Below are 23159 nucleotides of genomic sequence, written 5' to 3' on the forward strand. Positions count from 1 at the left end.
GCGGCGGCCACAGCCGATCGGCATGCCAGCGGTCGCAATGTATAATGGCGGCATGAATCCGCCCTCTCCCTCACCCCCGCGCCTCGGCAAGGGGATGATCATCCTGGCCTGGATCCTGGCCCTGGGTCTGCTCACCTGGCTGTTCAACGGCTACCTCGAGCGTCGCCACAACCCCAACCAGCAGGTGATCAGCCGCAGCGGCCCGGACGGCGCCACCGAAATCGTGCTCAGACGCAACGACTACGGCCACTATGTCACCAGCGGCGAGATCAACGGCCAGCCGGTGCGTTTCATGATCGACACCGGCGCCTCGGACGTCGCCATTCCCGCCGACATCGCCGCCCGACTGGGGCTGGAGCGCGGCCGCGCCGTTCGCTACCAGACCGCCAACGGCTTCACCACCGGCTACCTGACCCGCCTCGACGAACTGGCCATCGGCGATCTGGTGGTACGGGACGTGCGCGCCAGCATCAACCCCAGCTACCGCTCCGAGGACATCCTGCTCGGCATGAGCGTGCTCAGGCGCCTGGAGTTTACCCAGCGCGGCGACCGGCTCATACTCAGGCCGTTGCCCCGATAAGCCGGCATCAGCCCGGCATACAGGCAATAGACTGACATTTGCATAATAAAATCAGCACATACACGTGAAGGCCTGTATTTTCAGATCAATTCCGGTATATCAGCCCCATGGCTGGAATTCACCCAAAGCGCAGTCCAGCCGGAACCTGCTTCTCGTCATCCCGGCACCGGCCTACGCCGGCACAGGCTCCGGCCGGGATCCAGATACCGCTGCGGTTACTGGATCCCCGCCTGCGCGGGGATGACGGTAGCAGGGGATGACGGTAGCAGGTGTAACAGCCGCAATTTATGCAATGATTGGGTATACAAGCGCGGGATACAGCCATGGAATCCTACACCCATCTGCTGAATGATCTCAGCGGCATCATCTGGGGCCCGGTGATGCTGGTGCTGCTGGTCGGCACCGGTGTGTATCTCACCCTGGGCCTGAAGTTCATGCCCCTGCGCCGGCTCGGCTACGGCCTGCGCATGCTGTGGCAGGGCCGCAGACCGAGTGATGAGCCCGGCGACATCAGCCCCTTCAATGCCCTGATGACGGCGCTGTCGGCCACGGTCGGCACCGGCAACATCGCCGGGGTGGCAACGGCAATCGCCATCGGCGGACCCGGCGCGGTGTTCTGGATGTGGGTCACGGCCGTGGTCGGCATGGCCACCAAGTATGGCGAGGCCGTGCTGGCCGTACGCTATCGCGAAGTGGACCGCCTGGGCCGCCAGCAGGGCGGCCCCATGTACTACATCAAGAACGGCCTGGGCCGGAACTGGCGCTGGCTGGCCTTCCTGTTCGCCCTGTTCGGCACCATCGCGGCCTTCGGCATCGGCAACACCATCCAGGCCAACTCGGTCGCGCACGCCGTGGAGACCAATTTCGCCGTTCCGCTCTGGGCCACCGGCCTGCTGCTGGCCGGTTTCACCTTCGCCGTGCTGATCGGCGGCATTCGCCGCATCGGCGAGGTGGCCGGCAAACTGGTGCCCTTCATGGCCGCCGCCTACCTGCTGGGCGGGCTGCTCATCATCGGGCTGCAGATCGACCAGGTCCCTGCCGCACTGACAACCATCGTGACCGACGCCTTCACCGGCTCGGCCGCCGCCGGCGGCTTCGCCGGCTCGACCCTGCTGATGGCCATCCGCTTCGGCGTGGCCCGCGGCGTGTTCTCCAACGAGGCCGGGCTCGGCACGGCCCCTATCGCCCATGCCGCGGCCAGGACCAATGACCCGGTGCGCCAGGGTGTGATCGGGATGCTGGGCACCTTCATCGACACCCTGATCATCTGCACCATCACCGCCCTGGTGATCGTGCTCAGCGGCGGCTGGACCGAGGTCGATGCCGCCGGCGTGCAACTCAACGGCGCGGCACTCACTTCCTATGCCTTCGCCGCCGGCCTGCCGCAGATCGGCGAATACATCGTCACCTTCGGCCTGATCCTGTTTGCCTATACCACCCTGCTGGGGTGGAGCTTCTATGGTGAACGCTGCGCCGAGTATCTGTTCGGGCCGGACATCATCGCCGGCTACCGGGCGCTGTGGATCGTCTGCATCCCGCTGGGTGCAGTGGCCGAACTCCGGCCCCTGTGGCTGGCCGCGGATGTGATGAACGGCCTGATGGCGATTCCCAATCTGATCGCCCTGCTGCTGCTCAGTCCGGTGGTCTTCAGGGTGACGCGGGAGTATTTCGAGCGTGAGGCGTGAGGAGTAAGGAGGAACAAAAGCACAGGCGGTACAAGGGCCGCCAGCCCGGGGCCGGAAATACTGCGTTTACCCCGGCCTGCATCCTCCGTCATCCCGGCGCAGGCCGGGATCCAGGGACCGCAGCGGGTGATGGATCCCCGCCTGCGCGGGGATGACGGCGAAGGTGGGAATGTCCGCCGCCATCCGGCTATTCTCCTCACTCCTCACTTCCACAAACTACCGGAGGCAACGAAACCACATGCGCCTGGAAGCCCTCGACCAACAGGTCCACGCCCTGGTGCGGCGGGTATTGGAGGAAGACGTCGGCGGCGGCGATCTCACCGCTGCGCTGATTCCGGAAACCGCTGAGGCCAGGGCCCGCATCATCAGCCGCGAGCCGGCGGTGCTGTGCGGCCGGGACTGGGTCAATGCCGTGTTCGCCGCCGTCGATGACCGTATCCGCATCGACTGGCTGGCCGCCGACGGCGACCGGGTCGAGCCGGACCAGCCCCTGTGCCGGCTGCAGGGCCCGGCACGCGGCCTGCTCACCGGCGAGCGCGCCGCGCTCAACCTGCTGCAGACCCTGAGCGGTACGGCCACCCTGGCCCGGCGCTATGCCGATGCCGTGGCCGGCCTGCCGGTGCGCCTGCTGGACACCCGCAAGACCCTGCCGGGCCTGCGCCACGCCCAGAAATACGCCGTGCGCTGCGGCGGCTGCCACAACCACCGGCTGGGGCTGTACGACGGCATCCTGATCAAGGAGAACCACATCGCCGCCGCCGGCTCGATCGCCGCGGCGATCGGCCAGGCGCGGCGCCTGCACGCGAGCCTGCCCGTCGAGATCGAAGTGGAGGATCTGGATCAGCTCGAGGCGGCCATCACCGCCGGCGCCGATATCGTGCTGCTGGACAATTTCGACCTGGCGCGGCTGCGTGCGGCGGTGGAACTGAACCTGGACCGGGTGCAGCTCGAGGCCTCGGGCGGGGTCAACCTGGAGACGGTACGCGCCATTGCCGAGACCGGCGTGGATCGCATCTCGGTCGGCAATCTCACCAAGGACGTACAGGCGGTGGATCTGTCCATGCGGTTCGATTGATTCAAAGCCCGTAGGATGGGTGGAGGCGCCTGCGACGCAACCCATCACTGGCCGCGTCGCGATGGGTTGCGCTGCGCTCCACCCATCCTACAGTCCCAGTGTCTCGCCCCGCTGCGGCAGCCGCACCTTCGCCCCGCGCTCGCGCAGCGCCCCGGCCAGGCATTCCCGCGGGTCATCCTCGCCATGCACCAGAATCACCGGCGGCCGGCCGGCAATCCCCTCATACCATTCCAGCAGTCCGGCCTGATCGGCGTGGGCCGACAGGCCGCCGATGGTGTGGATCTGCGCCCCGACCCGAATGGTCTCGCCCCACAGCCGCACATGGGTCGCGCCGTCGACCAGTCGCCGTCCGAGGGTGCCGCTGGCCTGGAAGCCCACGATGAGCACATGGCTGTCGCTGCGCCAGAGGTTGTGCTTGAAGTGGTGCTTGATGCGCCCGCCCGTGCACATGCCGCTGCCGGCGATGATGATCGCGCCGGAGCGTATCCTGTTGATGGCCATGGACTGGTTGGCCGTGCGCGTCATGCGCAGGTTGGGCAGATCGAACAGCCCGTCGTGGCGGGCGTGGCCGGTGCGGGCCTCGGCGTCGTACAGGTCCACGTGCCGGGAATAGACCCGGGTGGCCTCGATGGCCATGGGGCTGTCGAGAAAGATCTGCCAGCGGTCCATGCCCCAGTCGTGGTAATTCATCTGCATGGCATAGAGCAGTTCCTGGGTACGGCCCACGGCGAAGGCCGGCACCATGACGTTGCCGCCGCTGTTCGCGGCGCTGTCGAGCACTTCGGCCATCTCCGTCCAGGTGGCCTCCCAGGAGCGGTGACTGCGATCTCCGTAGGTGGATTCCATGATGATCTGATCGGCCGTCTCCACCCGGGCCGGGTCACGCAGGATGGGGGCGCCGCGATGCCCCAGGTCGCCCGTATAGACCAGCCGCCTGCGCGTCCCGTTCGCCTCCAGTTCCAGTTCCACGATGGCCGATCCCAGGATGTGGCCGGCATCGCGCAGCCGCAGATGCACGCCCGGCAGAATGCGCCGGCGCTGGTCGTAGCGCAGTGTACGAAACGCCCGCATCGACGCCTTGGCCTCTTCCAGGGTGTAGATGGGTTCGACCGGCTTCAGCCCCTTGCGCTGGCGCTTGCGATTCTCCCACTGGGCATCCTTCTCGTTGAGGTAGCCCGAATCCTTGAGCATGATCCGGCACAGATCGCGGGTGGCGGCGTGGGCGTAGACCGGCCCGGTATAGCCGGCCTTGATCAACAGCGGAATGCGGCCGGAGTGGTCCAGATGGGCATGACTGAGGATGACGGCATCGATGGAATCGAGCGGGAACGGGAACTCCTCGCGGTTGCGTTCCTCCTCCTCGCGGCTGCCCTGGAACAGACCGCAGTCCAGCAGCAGCCGGTGGCGGCCCGTCTCCAGCAGCAGGCAGGATCCCGTGACCTCCCCGGCCGCACCGAAGCACTGCACCTGCATGCCTTCTCTCCTATATCAGCGTATTATGGTTAACTAATTTTACTGCCGGCCGCTGATTCCACAGGCGATTCAAGTTTCTCGCCCAGCGACCGATGCTTATCCAAACACAATCATAGAGTTACCAATACTGCTCAGAGCCTGTCATGGAAAGACCACCCAGTGACCCCCACCATAGCCGACTGCAGGAAATCCTGCATCTCCCGCCGCTCCCCGCAGTGGCCTACCAGCTGCTCAGGGAAGTCACCAGCGAGGATGTCGATATCCGGCGCCTGACCGGGCTGATCGAGCAGGATCCCGGCCTGGCCGCCCGCATCGTCGGCATTGCCAACTCGGCCTATTTCGCCCGCCAGCGCGAGATACACCAGGTCGAGGACGCCATCACCCGGGTGCTGGGACTGAACATCGTGCGCGGCCTGGCCATCGGCATCGCACTCAGCAAGCCCTTCGATGTCAGCGCCTGCCCGGAATTCGAACTCAGCCGCTACTGGTACCGGGCCTTCGTCAGCGCCAACCTGGCCAATGCCCTCGGCCCGCACCTGGAACTGGAGACCGATCTGCGCGAATGCCTGTTCCTGGCCGGGCTGGTGCACAACCTGGGGCAGCTGGTCCTGGTGCATGCCTTTCCCAGCCGCATGGCGGACGTGTTCCGCCAGAAGCAGGCCAACCCCGGGGAAAGTCTGCTGACACTGGAGTCCCAGGTGCTGGCCATGACCGAGATGCAGGCCGGCACCCTCATCGGCAAACGCTGGAAACTGCCGCGCTGCGTGACCCATACCATTCAGTACCGCCACGAACCCAACCTGGCCGGCCGCTACGAGTTGGCGGTGCAGACCGTGGCCATCTGCTCCCGCGCGGCCGAGGCGTTGTATGACGACCCCGACCAGGCGCAACTGCAACTCGATGATTTCGGCGATCATCCTTCCGCCCTCACCCAGGAGATGCTGGATGATATAATGCACAAGGCCAGACACAACGATGCCCAGTACCGGGCCCTGGCCGAATCGATCGGCACCCAGGAGCCGCCTGCCTAAGGACCCGCACGATACTTATGGATCCCACTCCCCTCAGCGACGCCTTCACCGAACTCAACCAGCGCTGCATCAAGCTGGTGGGGGATCTGTCGGCCCTGCGCGCCCTGTCCGACCTGGGCCGGCAGGACAGCGGGGACGAGGCCAGCCTGCTGCGCACCGCCATGCGCATCCTGCTGGAGAACAACGACTTCGAACGCTGCTCCCTGTTCCTGCTGGATGGCGACAGCCTCAGCTGCCGGACCGGTCTGGACTGGCGGGAGACGGTGCTGCCCACCGGCACGGCACACCCGACCCCGCATCGATTCCGTCTCGGCGAAGGCATCATCGGCATGGCGGCGGAAACCGGCAACCTGCAGCACTGCCGCAACTGCCGGGAGGAAAGCCGATTCGTCCATCCCGACCCCGAGCAGCGCACCGGCTCCCTGATCTGCATACCGGTCACGGTCGAGGGACGGGTGATCGGTGTGCTCAATGTCTCTCACGGCCAGCAGGACTTCTTCAGCGAGCACCACGAGCGGCTGCTGGAGGTGTTCTCCAACTTCCTCGGCCAACTGATCGCCAACTGGCGCTACACCCACCAGATGGAGACCGAGGTCACCCGCCGCACCCAGGAGTTGCGCACCGCACTGACCGAGGCCGAGGAACTCAAGCGGCGCTACCAGCAGTTGTCCGTGGTCGATGAACTGACCGGCATCCACAACCGGCGTTTCTTCTTTCCCGAGGCCCAGGCCGCGCTGGCCAATGCCGTGCGCCACCGGCGCGAGTTCAGCCTGATGATGGTGGACCTGGACCGCTTCAAGCAGATCAACGACAGCTTCGGCCACGCCATGGGCGACAAGGTGCTGCAGGTCACCGCCGCCCTGCTCAAGGGCCAGACCCGCGAGGGCGATGTCATCGCCCGCTTCGGCGGCGAGGAATTCGTGCTGGCACTGCCCGACACCGACCTGGACGGCGCCGTCCGCCTGGCCGAACGCATCCTCCATTCATTGCGCAATCTGGAATTCAGCACCGACCGGTCCCCCCTGCGGGTGACCACATCCATCGGCCTGAGCTGTCTCGGCGGGCAGGAATCCCCGGACCAGAGCGATCTGCTGGAAACCCTGCTGCGCCAGGCCGACCAGGCGCTGTACTGCAGCAAGAGCCAGGGGCGCGACCGGGCCTGCAGCTGGAAGGATGTGCGTTACCGGATGTGAGAAAAAAGAAAAGAGCGCCACGGAATACACGGAAAACACGGACAAGAGTAAATGCTGTTCACGTTGCCGGGCGCATAGCGCCCTGGCAACGCAGTAGGATTTTCCGTGCTTTCCGTGTATTCCGTGGCGCTCTTGATCTTGTACGCTTGATTTGATTCAGCCGGCGCGGCGCCGGGCGATGCCGACCAGTCCCAGCAGACCGGAGCCGAACAGCCAGACGGCGGCGGGCAGCGGAACGACCGCGCTGGTATCGACCGAGATATCGACGCCTGCACCCGTCGCCAGTTTGTTGATAAAGGCCTTTTCACCGGCAGTCAATGTGTCGGCGGTAAGGATGTTCGTCAGACTGAGCCCCACGTGATCGAAGCCATCCCAGCGGGTGCCGGTGAGATCAACGCTGGTGGAGGCCGCCCAGGTATCGTCGTTGCCGGTACGGTCATCAAGGGGACCGGACAGTGTCAGACTGGAGAGCTCCTCGGTCCCCCATACGGGCACTGGATCATCCCAGGCGAATACCCTCAGGGTGGCGTCCACGTCGACGCTGCTGCCGCTGCCTTCCATCCAATAGACGCCTGTCTCGCCCAGATTGATGCCGTCGAGTACATACCCGCTCTTGGCGACGACCTGGACGGTACCCGTGCCAGTGACCTGGGTGTTGCTGCCGTCGCTGGCATAGGCATCGAAGTTGACCGGCGTGGCGAAGATGCTGTCACCGGACGCGGAAAGGGTCCCGTACAGCGGATCGACCTGATTCGCATCGTAGAGGAAACACACCGTAGCGCCTTCCAGCACCGTCAGTCCGGTACTGCTGTAGGTGCTGTCGCAATAGGCGGCGTGGGCGAGGGGGGCATTGAAAGCGGTCAAAATGGCAGCCAGGGCTGCAATTCGGGGGGTACTGCGCATGATCGGGACTCCTCCGGTCTGGGAATGCATTCCCTTGGTCTGATTATTGACCGAAATGGGAGCAAGACTTGGACCAATTCTTTGGCCTAACAAAAACAACCAGTTAGATATCAACCTACAAAACCATGTCAGACAAACCGACATGACAGTCACTGCCGCATGCCGGCAACAACTCAATTTATGCTTTGAATTCATAAAGATAAAAAACACGAACGGAGAAACATCAATCGTAAAGCCAGCCAACAGCTTCAGGGCGACTCACGCCCTTCCCGCTCCCCGATCCTCCCGCCCATGCACCAGCGAATACACCGCCGGCACCAGCGCCAGGGTGAGCAGGGTCGAGGCGGCCAGGCCGCCGAGCACGGCGCGGGCCAGCGGGGCCTGGGCGTCGGCGCCCTCGCCGATGCCGAGCGCCAGTGGCAGCAGGGCCAGGAGGGTGGTCAGGGTGGTCATCAGTACCGGGCGCAGGCGGCGGCGCCCGGCCTCGAGCAGGGCCGCCCGCGTCGCCTGGCCTTCCCGGCGCAGGCGCCCGGCCTGGTCCACCAGCAGGATGGCGTTGTTGACCACGATGCCGGCCAGCATCAGGCAGCCGATGCCTGACTGCAGATTGAGGGTGGTATCGGTCAGGAACAGTGTGACCAGCACCCCGACGGCGGCCACCGGCACCGACAGCATCACCACCAGCGGATCGCGCAGGGACTCGTACTGGGACGCCAGCACCATGTACACCAGCAGCAGGGCCAGCAGCAGCGAGGTCATCAGTTCCGAGTAGGCCTGCTGCTGCTCCTCGAAGGTGCCGGCAACGATCAGGTCATAGCCCACCGGCCGCGGGATCTGTGCCAGCCGGTCCTGCACCTCGGCGGCGACCGAGCCCAGGTCGCGGCCGGCCACGTTGGCGCTGACCGTGACCAGGCGCTGCTGGTCCTTGCGTTCGATGGCCACCGGCCCGGTGCCGCTGCGGGTATCGACCAGGTTGCGCAGTACCACCTGTTCGCCATCGGGGGTGAGCAGGGTCAGGTCGAGGATCTCGTCCAGCGAACGCTGCTCGGCATCCTGCAACTGCACCAGGATCCGGTAGCTGTTGCCTTCCACCCGGTATTCGCCGGCGCGCGAGCCGGCCACCGCGGTCTCGATCAGTTCGCTGACATCGCGCGGGCTCAGACCCATGTCGGCGAGCTTGGCCCGGTCGACCTGCACCTCGCGCTGGGGGATGCCGGCCTCGCGGCTGATCTGCACATCGGTGATCCCGGTCACATCTTCGATGCGCCCGACTGTCTGGCGCGCCAGCAGAGCGAGGGTGTCGAGGTCATGGCCGCGCACCTCCACGGTGATGCCCTGTTCGGTGCGCAGGATGCGCTCGAGCAGAAACTGGCCCTGGGGGGCGCGCACCCGGATGTCCATGCCCGGCACCGCCCCCTCGAGTTCTCGGCGCAGGGCCTCGGCGATCTCGACATTGGAGCGGTCGCGGGCGGCGGCCGGGGTGAGCGACAGCCGGATCTCGCCGCTGGGCGTGGCGCGGCCGCGGGTGCCGGTGCCCATCACGCTGACCACCGAGGACACCGTCTCGGGCACGGCCGCGTAGACCCTGGCCTCCATCAGCCGGGTCTGGCGGTCGATCAGATCGAGCCGGGTGCCGACCTCCATCTCCCCGGTTACCCGCACCTCGCCCTCGTCGCTGGGCGGCAGGAACTCGCTGCCGATGAAGGGCAGCAGCAGCAGGCTGGCGGCGAACAGTACCAGGGCGGCGAATACCGTCAGCAGACGCCGATCCAGCACCACGGACAGAAGATCGACATAGGCCTGTTCCAGCGCGGCGAAGGCCGCACCGGCGCGCGCCGCCAGCCGCGCCGTCCAGCCCTCGCCCGGCTGTTGCGACGGGCGGCGCAGCAGCCGGGAGGCCAGCATCGGCACCAGGCTCAGCGCCACCAGCAGGGCGCAGAACAGCGCGAACATGATCACGTAGGCCAGTTCCTTGAACAGCGCCCCCGATACCCCCTGCACGAACACCAGCGGCAGGAAGATCACCAGGGTGGTCACCGTGCCGGCAATCACCGCCGAGGCCACCTCGCCGGTCCCGTTCACGGCCGCGGTCTCGTTGTCGTCACCCTGTTCCTGGCGCCGGCGGAAGATGTTCTCCAGCACCACCACGGCGCTGTCGACCATCATGCCCACACCCAGCGCCAGGCCGCCCAGGCTCATCAGGTTGAGGGTGAAGCCGCCGAAGTAGAGCAACGCGAAGGTGGCGATGACCGAGATGGGGATGGCCACCGAGATCACCAGGGTGCTGCGCAGATCACGCAGGAAGAACAGCAGCACCAGCACCGCCAGCGCGCCGCCGTAGAGTACCGATCTGGCCACATTGGCGATGGCGCGTTCGATGAAGTTGCCCTGATCGATGACCGGAATGACCTGGATCTGCGGGAAGGCGGCATTGACCGCCTCGGCCTCGGCCAGCACCCGGCGGGCGACCTCGACCGTGTTGGCCTCGGCCTGCTTGCGGATGGCCAGGCGCAGGCCGCGCTCGCCGTTGACCCGCACAATGCGGGTGAGCTTTTCGTAGGTATCGGTGACGGTGGCGACCTCGCCGAGCGTGATCAGGGCACCGTCACGGCGGGCAATCACGGTAGCGCGGATCTCGTCCAGGCTGGTGAACTCGGCCGGGGCGCGCAGGGTGAGCTCGAAGCGCCCCGATTCGATCTGGCCGGCGGGCCGGTCCAGGTTGGCGTCCTCGATGGCATCGATGATGGTGTTCAGGGCCAGCCCCAGGGCATTGATGCGTTCCGGGTCCAACTCCACCCGCACCTCGCGGTTGAAGCCCCCCCAGGGATCGACCTGGGCCACGCCCGGGATGCGGGCGAAGCGGTAGCGGATCTGGTTCTCGACGATCTCGGTCAACTCCACCGGATCCAGCGGGCTGGAGATGCCCAGGATCACCACGGGGAAGCTGTCGATATCGAACTTGCTCACCCGCGGGCCGATGATTTCGTCAGGCAGTTCGCTGATCTCATCCTCGAGCGTGGCCTGCACATCCAGCGCCACGGCGTCGATGTCGGTGCCCCAGCCGAAGCTGACCCGCACGCTGCTCTGGCCCTCGTAGGACAGCGAGGTCATCTCCTCCACGCCCGGCACGGTGGCGACGATCTCTTCCACGATCTGGGTCACGCGCCGTTCCATGACAATGGGATCGGCGCCCTCGTACTCGGTGCGGATGGTGACGGTGGGCAGTTCCAGATTGGGCAGCATGTCGATCAGCAGCCGGCTGAGCGACACCGCGCCCAGCACCACCACGATCAGGGTGACCATGGTGGTAAAGACCGGGCGGTTTACACTGGCCCGTGCCAGGTTCAATGAGAAACCACTCCGCTGTCGTCAGCGATGCGGATGGCGCTGCCGTCATCGAGCAGCTGCTGGCCCAGCACCACGACTTTTCCGTTCGGATCCAGACCCTCGACCTGCACCCGGCCGGCCTCGCGGATGCCCGGCTGCACCGGGACCCAGGTCACCGCCTGCCTGTCGGCCGTGACCCGGAACACCCCATCCCCGCCGTCACGCCGGACCAGCGCGGCCTCCGGCACGATGACAGTCTCCCCGACCCGTTCCAGCACCAGGTCGATACGCGCGAACATGCCCGGCTTGAGGCGCTGCCCGTGATTGTCGATACGCAGTTCCACCCGCGCCTGACGGGCATTGGCCCGGAACACCGGGGCGATGCGCGCGATCTCGCCGCCGAAGGCCTCGCCGGGCCAGGCATCGGTGTACAACTCGGCCCGCTGGCCGGGCTGCAGCCGGGCATAGTCGCGCTCGGGCACATGGAACACCGCAATCAGCGGATCCAGTTCCACGATGCGCAGCAGCGGGGCATTGGCGGCCACCGTCTCACCCTCGTCCAGGAAACGTTCCGCGACCTGACGCGTGTCGCTGCCGCCGCTCCAGTCGGCCGTGACCCGGGTGTAGCCCAGGCGGATACGCGCCATCTCCAGCGCCGCCTCGGCCCGGGTGACCTGTGCCCGGCTGACCTCCACCTGCGCCTGGCGGGCCTGCTGCCCGGCGCGGGCCACGTCCAGTTCCGATTCCGAACCGATGCCGCGCTGACGCAGCTGCTCCAGCCGCTTCAACTCACGCTCGGCCAGCGCGAGCTGGCTGCGTGCCTCGGTCAGGTTGGCCTGCGCCACCGCCAGATCGGCCTCGGCCTGGGCCACCTCCTGCAGGTACTCGGCCGCCTCCAGCCGCGCCACCACCTGGCCGCGGGTGACGCTGTCGGCGAGCCTCACCCCGATTTCCTCGATCCGGCCCTCGATCTTGGATGCCACGACGAACTCGGCATTGGCATCCAGGCTCCCGGTGAAGGTCCGGCGCAGGGCGATCGGGCCCTGCTCGATCGGGGCCACCTCGACCGGCACCGGTCCCCGCCCGTCGCGCCGGGCCTCGGCAGGCTCATCACCCGGCAGCAAGCGTTGGGTGATCATCACGGCCAGCCAGGCCGCCGCCAGCAGCAGCAGAAGCGGGAATATACGGCGTTTCAGGGACATGGATTCAGGTTTCGGGCGACGGGAAAAAGGCAACCAAACAGGGCGCGCTGCAGCGCCGAACGTATGAAAATCATGATGATCAGGATTCCAGGGCTCGCAATGACCGGATCACGACGCAATGACGTTACCATCCTTGCGCATCATGCACCATAGACCGGCGACTTCCCGACAGGTTCAACCGCAGGGAACGTTGATTTCAGGATGAAACCAGAGGCGGGAGGAGACCGGAATCAGCCGGGCATACGGAATTTTGCGGCGCTGATGCCCAGTTCCCTGAGTCTCATGTGAACAGCGCGCGGCGTCACATCCATCGCCCGTGCCACAGCCGTCACATTGCCGTTGTAGCGTTTCAGCGCATCGACGATGAACTCGGACTCGGCCTGCTGCACCGCCCGCTGACGCACCTTCTTCAGACTGTCCATGGCACCCCGAAACGTATAATCCGCTCCGGAACCCGCCACTTCCACCCGCTCGATGACCGGGCCGCGCGAGAACAGGAAGGCACGTTCCAGTCCGTTCTCCAATTCACGCAGGTTGCCCGGCCAGTCGTACTGCATGATGGCGGCCCAGGCGTTGTCATTGAGCGTCTTCGTCGGCATGGCGTGCTTTTCCGACAAGCGGCCCAGGAAATGCTGCACCAGCGGCGGGATGTCATCGATGCGTTCACGCAGCGGCGGCAGACGGATCGGCACCACGTTCAGGCGATGATACAGGTCGCGCCGGAAGTTCCCCAGCTGCACGGCACGATCCAGATCCTGGTTGGACGCCGCAATGATGCGCACATCGGCATGCAGCGTATGCCGGCCGCCGACGCGTTCGAAGCGTCCGTCCTGAAGCACGCGCAGCAATCGCGCCTGCGCGGGAATGGGCAGGCAGTCGATCTCGTCCAGAAACAGGGTTCCGCCATCGGCACGCTCGAAACAGCCATGGTGCACATTGTAGGCATCGGTGAACGCGCCCTTCTCGTGCCCGAACAGGGTGCTTTCGACCAGGTTCTCAGGAATGGCGCCGCAGTTCACCGCCAACAGTTCACGGACGGAGCGCGGACTCATGGCATGGATGGCGCGCGCTATCACCTCTTTGCCCACCCCCGTCTCCCCCGTCACCAGCACTGTCGCACAGGTGGGGGCAACGATCTCGACGGCCTCAAGCGCAGCCCGCATGGCCGCTGATTCAGCCACGATCGACGGCGGCAGGCGCGGTTGCTCGTCCCGACTCGCACTCGGTTCGGGACACCAGGTCTCGCGCAGCCTGGCCTCGATCCGGGATCGCACCTGCGCCGTGTTCGAGCGCGAGACAATGGTCCGGCCCTCGCAGCGGTACTCCTCACCCGGCTTGTCTTGCGCGACCTCCGGATCGATGTAGACACAGACATCGCAGCAGTCATGATTGGTGGCGATGCGTTTGCGCAGCTCCACCTTGGCATAACCAAAATTGCGTGCGGCGATCCCGCCAAAGACACTGGCCGTCATACGGCACAACTCCGGCGCGGAACGCACGCTCTCGCCGAAGGGACAGCGCGTGTTCACGACGCGCACCACGCCCGGTTCGGATGAGGCGCGCGAGAAATTCCCGCCGATCTGATTCTTGAGGTTGATGATCACATCGGCATATTGCTCCGGCCCAATTGCCTGCTGGTAGCCGAGCGTGGTGCGCGCGCTCTCCTCCAGGCAATGACTCGCGGCCAGCCCGACCTGTTCGATGTAGTGATTCATGCCGGCATCCGGATCGGCACAGCCCCGCGCCCCGACCTTCAGGCTCTGGGTGATGAATGCCTGTAGAAACGACACCGGATTCAGTGGCTTGGTGGAATTGCCTGACATACCCGCCTCCCGCGGTCGATCCGTGTCCCTGCAACTATAGTTCACCGGATCGTCCGGCGCCGGGGACGCAGCCGCATCCCCGGACTGCAGCGGTTGATTCAATGACAGCAGGGACAGCCGGGGCCATGGCGCGGGGACTCGAGCGAACGGGCGGCCTGCTCCCGCCCCTGCGCCATGCGCCCATGCACCGCAGGGGCGGACACCAGGATCCGATGCACGGTTCCGGCGCAGTGCGGACACGGCGGCGGCGGCGCAGCCAGGGAATGGCGGCATTCGAACTGCAACCCGCAGCGGTCACAACAATAGTCGTAAAGGGGCATGATCCATCTTCCTCATCGGTGGTGATACCGGATCAACTCCAGCGTCCCGGCTGCTTGTCCTTGACACCGAACTGACTGGAGGTGACATCGGTGCGGGCGCGGGCCTCGGCCTCCTGGGTGGGTGCGCGCAGACGCCGGGTCTCCACCTCCCAGACCCAACCGCTGACCGTGACATCCTTCGGGATCAGGGGGTGATTCCTGAACGTCTCCACCGTCTTCATACAGGTCACATCGACATCGTCCATCATGCCGATCCATTTGGCGAATCCGCCCTTGTCGAGCTTGAGTTCGGGCAGAGTGGGATCAAGCGTCAGGTTGTCCGGGTCCACACCCTTGTCACGCAGGGCCGCCTCCAGGTCCTTGGCGTTGGCGGACAGCATTCCACACTGGGTATGCTGGACAATGACGATCTCCCGGGTTCCGAAGAAATTGCAGGTCAGCATCGCCGAGCGGATCGCATCCTCGGTCACGATGCCTCCGGCATTGCGAAAGCAGTGCGCATCACCGCCGCCGACCGGGGTGTCGACCCGTATCCCCAGCGCCTCGTCCACGGGCAGGCGCTCATCCATGCAGGCAAGCACCCACAGACGCCGGTTGTTCGGGCCATCGGGCCCATAGCGCCGGCGCGTGGCCCAGTGATCAAACTGTTCGGTACGCTGGGTCAGTTCGTCCTTCAATGTAGCCATCTCGCACTCCTTCATGTTGTTGGGCTGAACCGCGGCGGATGATCCGGCCGCGCCCGGCACGGAGTACGCATCATGCGTGCCACCGACAGTCTAGTTAAAAATCAATTCGTTACATCAACACAGAAGGGGCACAGCGAAGCCAGCGGACAGCTGCAGAGGCAGGATAATGAGGAGGGTCAGGCAGTTGAGGTGACAGAAGGAAAACTTCCCGGCGCGAAGCAATACTTCGCACTGAGGCAGGGGGTGGGGCAGCCCCCTGCTCAGCTGCGTGGTCTAGAAACTGACCTGCCCCCAGACCCAGAACTTCTCGGTGTCCACTCCGAAGCCGTCGGCATCATAGTCGGCGTACTTGATGCCGGCGCTGTAATACTTGCCGAAGGACTTCGCGGCCAGCAGGTTGAGCTCGGTACCGTAGTCGCCGCCACCGCCCTGCTCGGCCTGGTAGTCGTGGTAGACCGCCAGCAGTTTCGCCCCCATGAGCATGCCGCCGACCTGGATATAGGTGTCCTCCAGTCCCGCCGCCGGCGTGTTGAGGAATACATCGGCCCAGCCGTTGAAGGCATGCTTGGTCGCCAGCGGGGTCTCAAAGCCGCTGAAGCTGTCGCCGCCCAGCACCTCATAGCCGATCTTGCCGGTGATGCCGCCGACCGTCGCGCCGAGGATGAAATGCATGTACTCGGCATCGATGTTGCTGCTGCCGTCTTCGTAGTCGGACTGTTCGGCATACTCGGCACGGTAGAGCAGCCTGAAGCCGTCCAGATCATAACCGCCATCGACATAGGCACCCAGCGTCTGGCTCGAAGCCGCCCGCGCCGCGGCACTGCCGTTATAGGCGAGGAAATAGCCGTAGGCACCCAGCGTCAGCGACTCGAAGCCGGTATAGCCGAGATTGACGATGTGGTTGTTCATGTCCACATCGGCGCCGAAGATATTCTGCACGTTATCGATATAGGCGTAATTGAAGGTCAGTCCCGGCAGGGTCTGACTGGTCAGGCGCAGTGCGTCGTAGGTCTGTTCCCGCTGACGCCAACCGACATTGCCGACGAAGCGCGCATTGTCCAGGATGATACGCTGGCGACCGAACTTCGCGGTTGTCTCCGGCAGCAGGCCGCTGTAGCCGAGATATGCCTGGTTGACCTCGGTGCCGTCCGGGTCGCCGATCACCGAATACCCCGCCTTGCCGTTGCCGCCGGGCCCGCTGTTGAAGTCCTCGATCAGCGCCGAGCTGTTCTCCATCTCGACGTAGGCGTCGAAACCCTTGTAGCCGCCGGTGTTGTAGCCCAGGCGCGTGCGCAGGGTCAGGCCGTCGGCCGAGTCCAGGGCATTGTCCTGATCGACCGACTCATAGCGCAGGCGCAGATCGGCCTTGACCTTGCCGCCCGCGAGCGCTTCGGTGAAGGTTTCAGCCGCCGCCGGACCCGCTGCACAGGCGGCCGTGACCAGTGAGGCGACAATGAACCCGGACCCGGAATTGCCGGAAATGGATGTCTGCATGCTTGTTGTGCTCCGTTTGTCCTTATGAATATCTGATTAATCCGTCATTGCGAGGAGCGAAGCGACGTGGCAATCTCTAACCGATTAATTCTGCTGTATGAGATTGCCACGCTACGCTCGCAATGACGGGGTAATCGAATTGATCGGGTTTCCTGTTTAGAAATCGTCAGCCCACTACAGAACCGGCTCACCAGCTCTTGTAGGGCAGGAACTTACCGCTCATGGTGACCCGCACCCGGTCACCGGCCGGGTTTTCCTCCTTGTCGATATCCATGGAGAAATCGATCGCGCTCATGATGCCGTCGCCGAATTTCTCATGGATCAGTTCCTTGATGGTCTCGCCGTAGACACCGACGATCTCGTACCAGCGATAGATCACCGGATCGGTGGGAACGGCCTGATCCCAGCGCTTGTGCGGATACTGCTGGAGGGCGGTGGACACCACCCCCGGCAGTCCCAGGACATCGATCAGCTTGTCGGCCGCCTCCGCCTTGAGGCTGTTCATGCCCAGGCAGGCGGAGGTCAGAAACACCGGCGCCAGCCCGACCTTCCCGGCCAGATCCTCCCAGCCCATGCCTGATTTGCTTTTGGCCGTCATGATGGCCTCGGTCATTTCCAGCTTGTTCATTGCGTACTCCTGTTGCTCAGTTATCAGTGTTTGTCGCTACAACCGGTTCATCATGCATGGCACCGCTGCATGGCGGCCTGTCGATAGATATCCTGATCAGCCGCCGCAGACACCGGCTCGCGCGTCGGATCGACAATGCGCGGGTACCTGCCAACCTGCGCCTCGGCGCCGGCCGCCGAACCCGAGAGCTCCTTCGAGCGGTTCACCAGGAAATCCACCAGGTGGTTGCGGATCTTGTAGTAATCAGGGTGGTGGATGATGTCGGTGCGGTTGCGCGGCCGATCGATGGAGACCTGCACCGACTCGGCCACCCGGGCCTGCGGGCCGTTGGTCATGAGCAGGATGCGGTCGGCGAGCAGGATGGCCTCGTCGACATCATGGGTGATCATGAACACGGTCTGCTGGGTCTCGTTCCAGATCCGGACCAGTTCCTCCTGGATCATGCCGCGGGTCAGCGCGTCCAGGGCGCCGAAGGGCTCGTCCATCAGCAGCAGCTGCGGCTGGGTGGCGAAGGCGCGGGCAATACTCACCCGCTGGCGCATGCCGCCGGAGAGCTGCGAGGGCTTGCGGTGTTCCACCCCCTTGAGCCCGACCAGCTCCAGGAACCGCAGGCTGTGGGCGTTCACCTTCTCCCGGCTCCAGCGCGGCCAGCGTGCACGCACGGCGAAGGTGATGTTGCTCAGAGCGCTGCGCCAGGGCAGCAGGCTGTAGTTCTGGAACACCACCCCGCGCTCCAGGCTGGGGCCGGCCACCTCCCTGCCGTTCATCACCACCACGCCGTCGCTGGCCTCGTCCAGTCCGGCGAGAATATTGAGGATGGTGGACTTGCCGCAGCCGGAATGACCGATGATGCAGACGAATTCACCCTTGTCGATGCCGAAGTTGGCATCCTCGAACACGGTCAGGGATTCACCCCTGCCCGGCGCGGGATAGCGCTTGGCAAGGCCCTGGACTTCCACGAAGTGACTGCTCATGTCTGTGCTCCTATTCCTGGTATTCGACCAGACGATTGACGCTGGCCAGCGCCGCATCCAGCAACATGCCGACGATGCCGATCATCAGGATGGAGAAGATCACGCTGGTCAGGTCGAGGTTGTTCCATTCGTTCCACACGTAGTAGCCGATGCCGGTGCCGCCGACGAGCATCTCGGCGGCCACGATCACCAGCCAGGCGATGCCGATGGAGATGCGCATGCCGGTCAGGATGGTCGGCGCTGCGGCCGGCAGGATGACCTGGAAGGCGGTTTTCAAGTGCCCCAGTTCGTGGGTGCGGGCCACGTTGACCCAGTCCTGGCGCACATTGGCCACCCCGAAGGCGGTGTTGATCAGCATCGGCCAGATGGAACAGATGAAGATGACGAAGATCGCCGAGGCCTCGGAGTCCTTGATGATGAACAGGGCCAGCGGCATCCACGCCAGCGGCGAGATGGGCTTGAGCACCTGGATGAAGGGATTCAGCGCCTTCTGCATCAGCGGGGACATCCCCACCAGAAAGCCGATGGGCAGCGCCACCAGCGCGGCCATGAAGAATCCCGTGAGCACCCGGTACAGCGAATACCCGAGCTGGATGCCGATGCCCTTGTCATTGGGCCCGGCGTCGTAGAAGGGATTGCCCAGTTCCTCCATGGCCAGACTGAATACGGCCGAGGGCTGGGGGACGCGCGCCTCCTGCGAGGCGCCGCCCATCAGCTTCTCATATTCGGTCAGCGGCTGGGTGTCGCCGGGCGGGGCATTGAGGCCCTCCCAGATACCCAGGAACAGGGCCAGCAGCACCACGGAGACGATGGCGGCACGGAACTTCAGCGAATGGATCATCAGCTCCTCCGGATGGCAAAGCTGTTGATGTACTCTTCGGGCTTCGTGTAATCGAACTCCTTGCCCATGATGGTGTAGTTCTCATAGGTCTTCGCCGGCGGCTCGTAGCCGAGCTCCTTCATCACCTTGGCCGTCTCGCCGGCGACATACACCTCCTCGGCGATCTGCTGGTAGTTCACATCACCCTTGATGTAGCCCCAGCGCTTCATCTGGGTCAGGATCCACACGCCCATGGAATGCCAGGGGAAGGGATCGAAATCGATACGGTCCGGCACGTTCTGCACATTGCCCAGGCCATCGGCGAAACGTCCCGTCAGCACCTGCTCGATCACCGGCACCGGCTGGTTGAGGTAGTTCTTGGGCGCGATGGCCTCGGCGATCTCCTTGCGGTTCTCCGGCTTGGCCGAGTAGTGGGTGGCGTCGATGATCGAGCGCAGCAGCGCGCCGTAGGTATTGGGGTTCGTCTCGGCGAACTCCTGCGAGCAGGCGAAGGCGCAGCAGGGATGGCCCTCCCAGATGTCCTTGGTCAGAGTGTGAATGAAACCGACCTTCTCCCACACTGCGCGCTGATTGAAGGGATCGGGCGAGAGATAGCCGTCGAGGTTGCCGGCGCGCAGGTTGGCCACCATCTCCGGGGGCGGCACCACCCGGATCTGGATGTCGGTGTCCGGATCCAGTCCGTGCTCGGCGACGTAGTAGCGCAGCAGGAAGTTGTGCATGGAGTACTCGAAGGGCACGCCGAACTTGAAGCCCTTCCACTGCCTGGGATCACGCTTGTCCTTGTGGTCGTTGTGCAGCACGATCGCCTGGCCGTTGATGTTCTCCACCGCCGGCATGATGAAGGGCTTGGCGGTGGAGCCGGCGCCCATGCTCATGGCCAGCGGCATGGGAGTGAGCATGTGGGCGGCGTCGTATTCCATGGACAGGGACTTGTCGCGCGCCACCGCCCAGCCGGCGGTCTTGATCACGCTGACATCCAGGCCGTAGCGCTCATAGAAACCCATCGGATGCGCCATGATGATGGGCGTGGCGCAGGTGATGGGCACGAAGCCGACATCGAGTTTGGTCTTCTCCAGCTTGCCCGTGCCCATGGTCTCCTTGATCGCCGCCTTGGCCGCCTCCATGGGGAACACCGAGCCCAGCAGGGCGGCGGCCGTGCCCGAACCCAGCAATCCCAGGAAGGAGCGCCGGCTGATCTCGCTGTGGCCGAACACCGAGCGCACTACCGCGCTTTCGATGGCGCGGTCCATCACCGCCTCTTCCGAGGTCAGCGTCTCGGCCTGGACCAGCGATTCCGGCGCCGTACCTGCAGCGGCCGCGCCCGCTGCCAGCGGCAGCTGTCCCTCTTCCCGCGGATCGCGATCGGCTGTGCAGCGGCTGCAGGTGCAGCCGGCTTCGTGCCTGAGGCTGAGGTCGGGATTGAAGGGATCGTTCAGGCTCTTGTAAGTCATGGGTCCAGTCTCCTGTCTGTCACTTGTTGGTGCCGCTATCGAAACCGTTGCACGCCGATGGTGCGTTCATGTCACCGCGTGATGGGAAATTCCCCGAATCTGCGGCGCACACGAACCTGCTTGACACAACACAGAGCAGGGGGCGTGCCAACTCATTCAGAAATCAATAAGACGCTGAAATAGAAATAACTTCCGGATTGACATCAATAATGTGACTGCCGCGATATTTCGTAGCGATACGAAGTTTCGCAGCAGATGCCACGAGGCTTCGTAGTTCTGGCACCGATCTTGGAATGGAAACAGAAAGGCCGTAGGTCGGGTTAGCGCAGCGTAACCCGACAAACACCAAACCCATATCGGATTACGCCCTGCGGGCTGATCCGACCTGCGCAGCTGCCACTGGATTCCCGCCTGCGCGGGAATGACGGTGGCAAGAGAAAGCCCCGTAGGTCGGGTTAGCGGAGCGTAACCCGACAGACATTGAACCAATGTCGGATCAGGCCCCTCCGGGCTGATCCGATCCACGCAACTGGAAACAGAAGATCGTGCATACGCCTACCGAATCGGTACTCGACCACCTGAGCGAAGCGCTCCTGGTGATCGACCCCGGTCATGACCGGATTGTGCGCGCCAACGCCCAGACCCATGACCTGCTGGGTTACAGCCGGGAGGAACTCAGCGACCTGCGTCCCAGCCGCCTGTTCATGCCGGATCTGGCCGAGATGATCGCCTTCACCCAGGCAGTGCTGCACAGGGGACACAGCTGGACCAATGAACTGCATGTCCGTACCCGCAACGACGAGCTGGTGCGGCTGGAGATATCCGCCAGTCTGATGCAGGCAACAGATACCGAACTGTTGATCTGTATCCTGCGTGACCATGACCGCCAGGAGCGCCTGCGCCGGGTAAACGAGGCCAATTCTCTGCACCGGGAGGGACTGGAGCGCTGGAAGAGCATCGAACTGGTATTCAGCGAGTTCGAGCGCCAGAACCAGCTCATTCTCAATGCGGCCGGCGAGGGCATCTACGGTGTCGACACCGAGGGACGGACCACCTTTGCCAACCCGGCAGCCGAACGGATGCTCGGCTGGAAGGCCGAGGACATGATCGGCCGGAACATCCATACCCTGATCCACCACAGCCATGCCGACGGGTGCTGCTATCCTGCACACGAATGCCACATCTTCGCTGCCTTCCGCGACGGCAAGGTCCGGCATGTGGACAACGAGGTGTTCTGGCGCAAGGACGGCAAGGCCATCCCGGTGGAATACACCAGCACCCCCATCATGGAGGAAGGCCGCATTGTCGGCGCGGTGGTGATCTTCCGTGACATCAGCGAGCGCCGCCAGGCCGAGGAACGGCTGCGCGCCGCGCTGGACCAGGTACAGCAACTCAAGCGCAAACTGGAACTGGAAAACGCCTACCTGCAGGAAGAGTACCTGGCTGAGCACAACTACAAGGAGATCGTCGGCCGCAGCCCGGCCATCCACAAGGTAATCCGTCAGATCGAGCTGGTCGCGCCGACGGATGCGGCCGTGCTGATCACGGGAGAATCAGGCACCGGCAAGGAACTGGTCGCCCGGGCGATCCATGACAGCAGCGACCGGCATGACCGACCGATGATCCGGGTGAACTGCGCCTCCATTCCCCGGGAACTGTTCGAGAGCGAATTCTTCGGTCACATCAAGGGGGCCTTCACCGGCGCGATGAACGATCGCGCCGGCCGCTTCGAACTGGCCGACGGCGGCACCCTGTTCCTCGACGAGGTCGGCGAGATCCCGCTGGAGCTGCAGGGCAAGCTGCTGCGGGTACTGCAGGAGCAGCAGTTCGAACGCGTGGGCGAATCCGTCACCCGGCGGGTGGACGTGCGCATCATCGCCGCCACCAACCGCGATCTGCAACGGGAAGTCGCCGAGAAGCGCTTTCGCGAGGATCTCTATTTTCGCCTCAATGTCTTTCCCATCGAGTCCATCGCCCTGCGCCAACGCGCCGAAGACATCCCGTTGCTGGCCGCGCACTTCCTCCGGCTTGCCGCCCAGAAATTCGGCAAGCCCGAGGTCCAGCTGACCCACGGCGACATCGAACGCCTGCAGGCCTATCACTGGCCCGGCAATATCCGTGAACTGGTCAACGTGATCGAGCGCGCGGTGATCCTTGCCCGCGAAGGCCGCCTGCACCTGGACATCAACACCGGTGAGACTGCCACACAAGCCGCGCCGGCCCGGCCCAACGGCGTCGGCCGCGTCCGCACCCGCGATGAACTCCGGCAGCAGGAACTGGAGAACATCATCGCCGCCCTGCGCCACTGCAACGGCAAGGTCTTCGGCCGGGGCGGCGCGGCTGAACTGCTGGAGATAAAACCGACCACACTCGCCTCGCGCATCAAGTCCCTGGGCATCAACCGCCACCGCTTCGTGGTCCGGCAGGGGTGAGAACGGGCTTGCGGCGGGATTGATCAGGATCAATGCATGCC

General features: G+C 64.6%; 18 protein-coding genes. 6 read left to right on the top strand and 12 right to left on the bottom strand.

Features of this window, described 5'->3' with window-relative positions:
• The first annotated feature begins 52 nt into the window (after positions 1-52).
• The 3 genes from COW1_RS08645 to nadC all read left to right on the top strand — a co-directional run bounded on the left by COW1_RS08645 (position 53) and on the right by nadC (position 3340).
• Complete coding sequence (locus COW1_RS08645; protein ID WP_096367488.1) at positions 53-580, top strand: TIGR02281 family clan AA aspartic protease; 528 nt, start codon at positions 53-55, stop codon at positions 578-580.
• 323 nt (positions 581-903) lie between these two features.
• A complete protein-coding gene (locus tag COW1_RS08650) occupies positions 904-2265 on the top strand; it encodes a sodium:alanine symporter family protein (RefSeq protein ID WP_201343882.1) in 1362 nt (453 codons plus the stop codon).
• A gap of 238 nt (positions 2266-2503) precedes the next feature.
• Positions 2504-3340, top strand: a complete 837-nt coding sequence (nadC, locus tag COW1_RS08655) for a carboxylating nicotinate-nucleotide diphosphorylase (RefSeq protein ID WP_201343884.1) — start codon at positions 2504-2506, stop codon at positions 3338-3340.
• A gap of 87 nt (positions 3341-3427) precedes the next feature.
• Here nadC and COW1_RS08660 read toward each other — a convergent pair whose 3' ends face one another.
• Positions 3428-4813 carry an MBL fold metallo-hydrolase RNA specificity domain-containing protein gene (locus COW1_RS08660; protein ID WP_096365229.1) on the bottom strand — a complete coding sequence of 462 codons (1386 nt, stop codon included), beginning with the start codon at positions 4811-4813 and terminating at the stop codon, positions 3428-3430.
• A gap of 143 nt (positions 4814-4956) precedes the next feature.
• Between COW1_RS08660 and COW1_RS08665 the strand changes: the two genes are divergently transcribed.
• Positions 4957-5844, top strand: coding sequence for an HDOD domain-containing protein (locus COW1_RS08665; RefSeq protein WP_201343886.1), 888 nt, complete (start codon positions 4957-4959; stop codon positions 5842-5844).
• 17 nt (positions 5845-5861) lie between these two features.
• A complete protein-coding gene (locus tag COW1_RS08670; RefSeq protein ID WP_201343888.1) occupies positions 5862-7037 on the top strand; it encodes a sensor domain-containing diguanylate cyclase in 1176 nt (391 codons plus the stop codon).
• 156 nt (positions 7038-7193) lie between these two features.
• On the opposite strand, the gene COW1_RS08675 is transcribed toward COW1_RS08670, so the two are convergent.
• The 11 genes from COW1_RS08675 to COW1_RS08725 all read right to left on the bottom strand — a co-directional run bounded on the left by COW1_RS08675 (position 7194) and on the right by COW1_RS08725 (position 20686).
• A complete protein-coding gene (locus tag COW1_RS08675) occupies positions 7194-7940 on the bottom strand; it encodes a VPLPA-CTERM sorting domain-containing protein (RefSeq protein ID WP_201343890.1) in 747 nt (248 codons plus the stop codon).
• A 258-nt stretch (positions 7941-8198) separates the two neighbouring features.
• Positions 8199-11288: an efflux RND transporter permease subunit gene (locus COW1_RS08680; RefSeq protein ID WP_201343892.1), complete on the bottom strand. Its 3090-nt coding sequence runs from the start codon at positions 11286-11288 to the stop codon at positions 8199-8201.
• Positions 11285-12469: an efflux RND transporter periplasmic adaptor subunit gene (locus tag COW1_RS08685; RefSeq protein WP_201343899.1), complete on the bottom strand. Its 1185-nt coding sequence runs from the start codon at positions 12467-12469 to the stop codon at positions 11285-11287. The genes COW1_RS08680 and COW1_RS08685 overlap by 4 nt, the downstream gene beginning before the upstream one ends.
• 230 nt (positions 12470-12699) lie before the next feature.
• Complete coding sequence (locus COW1_RS08690) at positions 12700-14292, bottom strand: sigma 54-interacting transcriptional regulator (protein WP_231971561.1); 1593 nt, start codon at positions 14290-14292, stop codon at positions 12700-12702.
• Between the two features lie 98 nt (positions 14293-14390).
• Positions 14391-14612 (bottom strand): FmdB family zinc ribbon protein, encoded by a 222-nt coding sequence (locus COW1_RS17250; protein WP_096365217.1) that lies wholly within the window; start codon positions 14610-14612, stop codon positions 14391-14393.
• 32 nt (positions 14613-14644) lie between these two features.
• Positions 14645-15298, bottom strand: coding sequence for a carbonic anhydrase (locus COW1_RS08700; protein WP_201343901.1), 654 nt, complete (start codon positions 15296-15298; stop codon positions 14645-14647).
• A 273-nt stretch (positions 15299-15571) separates the two neighbouring features.
• Positions 15572-16792 (bottom strand): alginate export family protein, encoded by a 1221-nt coding sequence (locus tag COW1_RS08705; protein ID WP_201343903.1) that lies wholly within the window; start codon positions 16790-16792, stop codon positions 15572-15574.
• Between the two features lie 187 nt (positions 16793-16979).
• Positions 16980-17420, bottom strand: a complete 441-nt coding sequence (gene cynS / locus COW1_RS08710) for a cyanase (RefSeq protein WP_096365211.1) — start codon at positions 17418-17420, stop codon at positions 16980-16982.
• 50 nt (positions 17421-17470) lie between these two features.
• Positions 17471-18394, bottom strand: coding sequence for an ABC transporter ATP-binding protein (locus tag COW1_RS08715; RefSeq protein WP_096365209.1), 924 nt, complete (start codon positions 18392-18394; stop codon positions 17471-17473).
• 10 nt (positions 18395-18404) lie between these two features.
• Positions 18405-19235 carry a nitrate ABC transporter permease gene (gene ntrB / locus COW1_RS08720; RefSeq protein WP_172844254.1) on the bottom strand — a complete coding sequence of 277 codons (831 nt, stop codon included), beginning with the start codon at positions 19233-19235 and terminating at the stop codon, positions 18405-18407.
• Positions 19235-20686, bottom strand: coding sequence for an ABC transporter substrate-binding protein (locus tag COW1_RS08725; protein ID WP_201343912.1), 1452 nt, complete (start codon positions 20684-20686; stop codon positions 19235-19237). Before COW1_RS08725 ends, ntrB begins: the two co-directional genes overlap by 1 nt.
• A 545-nt stretch (positions 20687-21231) precedes the next feature.
• Here COW1_RS08725 and COW1_RS08730 point away from each other — a divergent pair.
• Positions 21232-23118: a sigma 54-interacting transcriptional regulator gene (locus COW1_RS08730; RefSeq protein WP_201343919.1), complete on the top strand. Its 1887-nt coding sequence runs from the start codon at positions 21232-21234 to the stop codon at positions 23116-23118.
• Positions 23119-23159: the final 41 nt, after the last annotated feature.

Origin of the sequence: Thiohalobacter sp. COW1, from assembly GCF_016629505.1 — a bacterium.
In the GTDB taxonomy this organism is placed as follows: Bacteria; Pseudomonadota; Gammaproteobacteria; order Thiohalobacterales; family Thiohalobacteraceae; genus Thiohalobacter; species Thiohalobacter thiocyanaticus_A.

Excerpts from the sequence above, each read along its gene's own strand:
- COW1_RS08665 (WP_201343886.1), top strand. The coding sequence starts at position 4,957 with ATGGAAAGACCACCCAGTGACCCCCACCATAGCCGACTGCAGGAAATC.
- COW1_RS08700 (WP_201343901.1), bottom strand. The coding sequence starts at position 15,298 with ATGGCTACATTGAAGGACGAACTGACCCAGCGTACCGAACAGTTTGAT.
- ntrB (WP_172844254.1), bottom strand. The coding sequence starts at position 19,235 with ATGATCCATTCGCTGAAGTTCCGTGCCGCCATCGTCTCCGTGGTGCTG.
- COW1_RS08690 (WP_231971561.1), bottom strand. The coding sequence starts at position 14,292 with ATGTCAGGCAATTCCACCAAGCCACTGAATCCGGTGTCGTTTCTACAG.
- COW1_RS17250 (WP_096365217.1), bottom strand. The coding sequence starts at position 14,612 with ATGCCCCTTTACGACTATTGTTGTGACCGCTGCGGGTTGCAGTTCGAA.
- COW1_RS08675 (WP_201343890.1), bottom strand. The coding sequence starts at position 7,940 with ATGCGCAGTACCCCCCGAATTGCAGCCCTGGCTGCCATTTTGACCGCT.
- COW1_RS08725 (WP_201343912.1), bottom strand. The coding sequence starts at position 20,686 with ATGACTTACAAGAGCCTGAACGATCCCTTCAATCCCGACCTCAGCCTC.
- COW1_RS08715 (WP_096365209.1), bottom strand. The coding sequence starts at position 18,394 with ATGAGCAGTCACTTCGTGGAAGTCCAGGGCCTTGCCAAGCGCTATCCC.
- nadC (WP_201343884.1), top strand. The coding sequence starts at position 2,504 with ATGCGCCTGGAAGCCCTCGACCAACAGGTCCACGCCCTGGTGCGGCGG.
- cynS (WP_096365211.1), bottom strand. The coding sequence starts at position 17,420 with ATGAACAAGCTGGAAATGACCGAGGCCATCATGACGGCCAAAAGCAAA.
- COW1_RS08650 (WP_201343882.1), top strand. The coding sequence starts at position 904 with ATGGAATCCTACACCCATCTGCTGAATGATCTCAGCGGCATCATCTGG.
- COW1_RS08645 (WP_096367488.1), top strand. The coding sequence starts at position 53 with ATGAATCCGCCCTCTCCCTCACCCCCGCGCCTCGGCAAGGGGATGATC.
- COW1_RS08705 (WP_201343903.1), bottom strand. The coding sequence starts at position 16,792 with ATGCAGACATCCATTTCCGGCAATTCCGGGTCCGGGTTCATTGTCGCC.
- COW1_RS08660 (WP_096365229.1), bottom strand. The coding sequence starts at position 4,813 with ATGCAGGTGCAGTGCTTCGGTGCGGCCGGGGAGGTCACGGGATCCTGC.
- COW1_RS08670 (WP_201343888.1), top strand. The coding sequence starts at position 5,862 with ATGGATCCCACTCCCCTCAGCGACGCCTTCACCGAACTCAACCAGCGC.
- COW1_RS08685 (WP_201343899.1), bottom strand. The coding sequence starts at position 12,469 with ATGTCCCTGAAACGCCGTATATTCCCGCTTCTGCTGCTGCTGGCGGCG.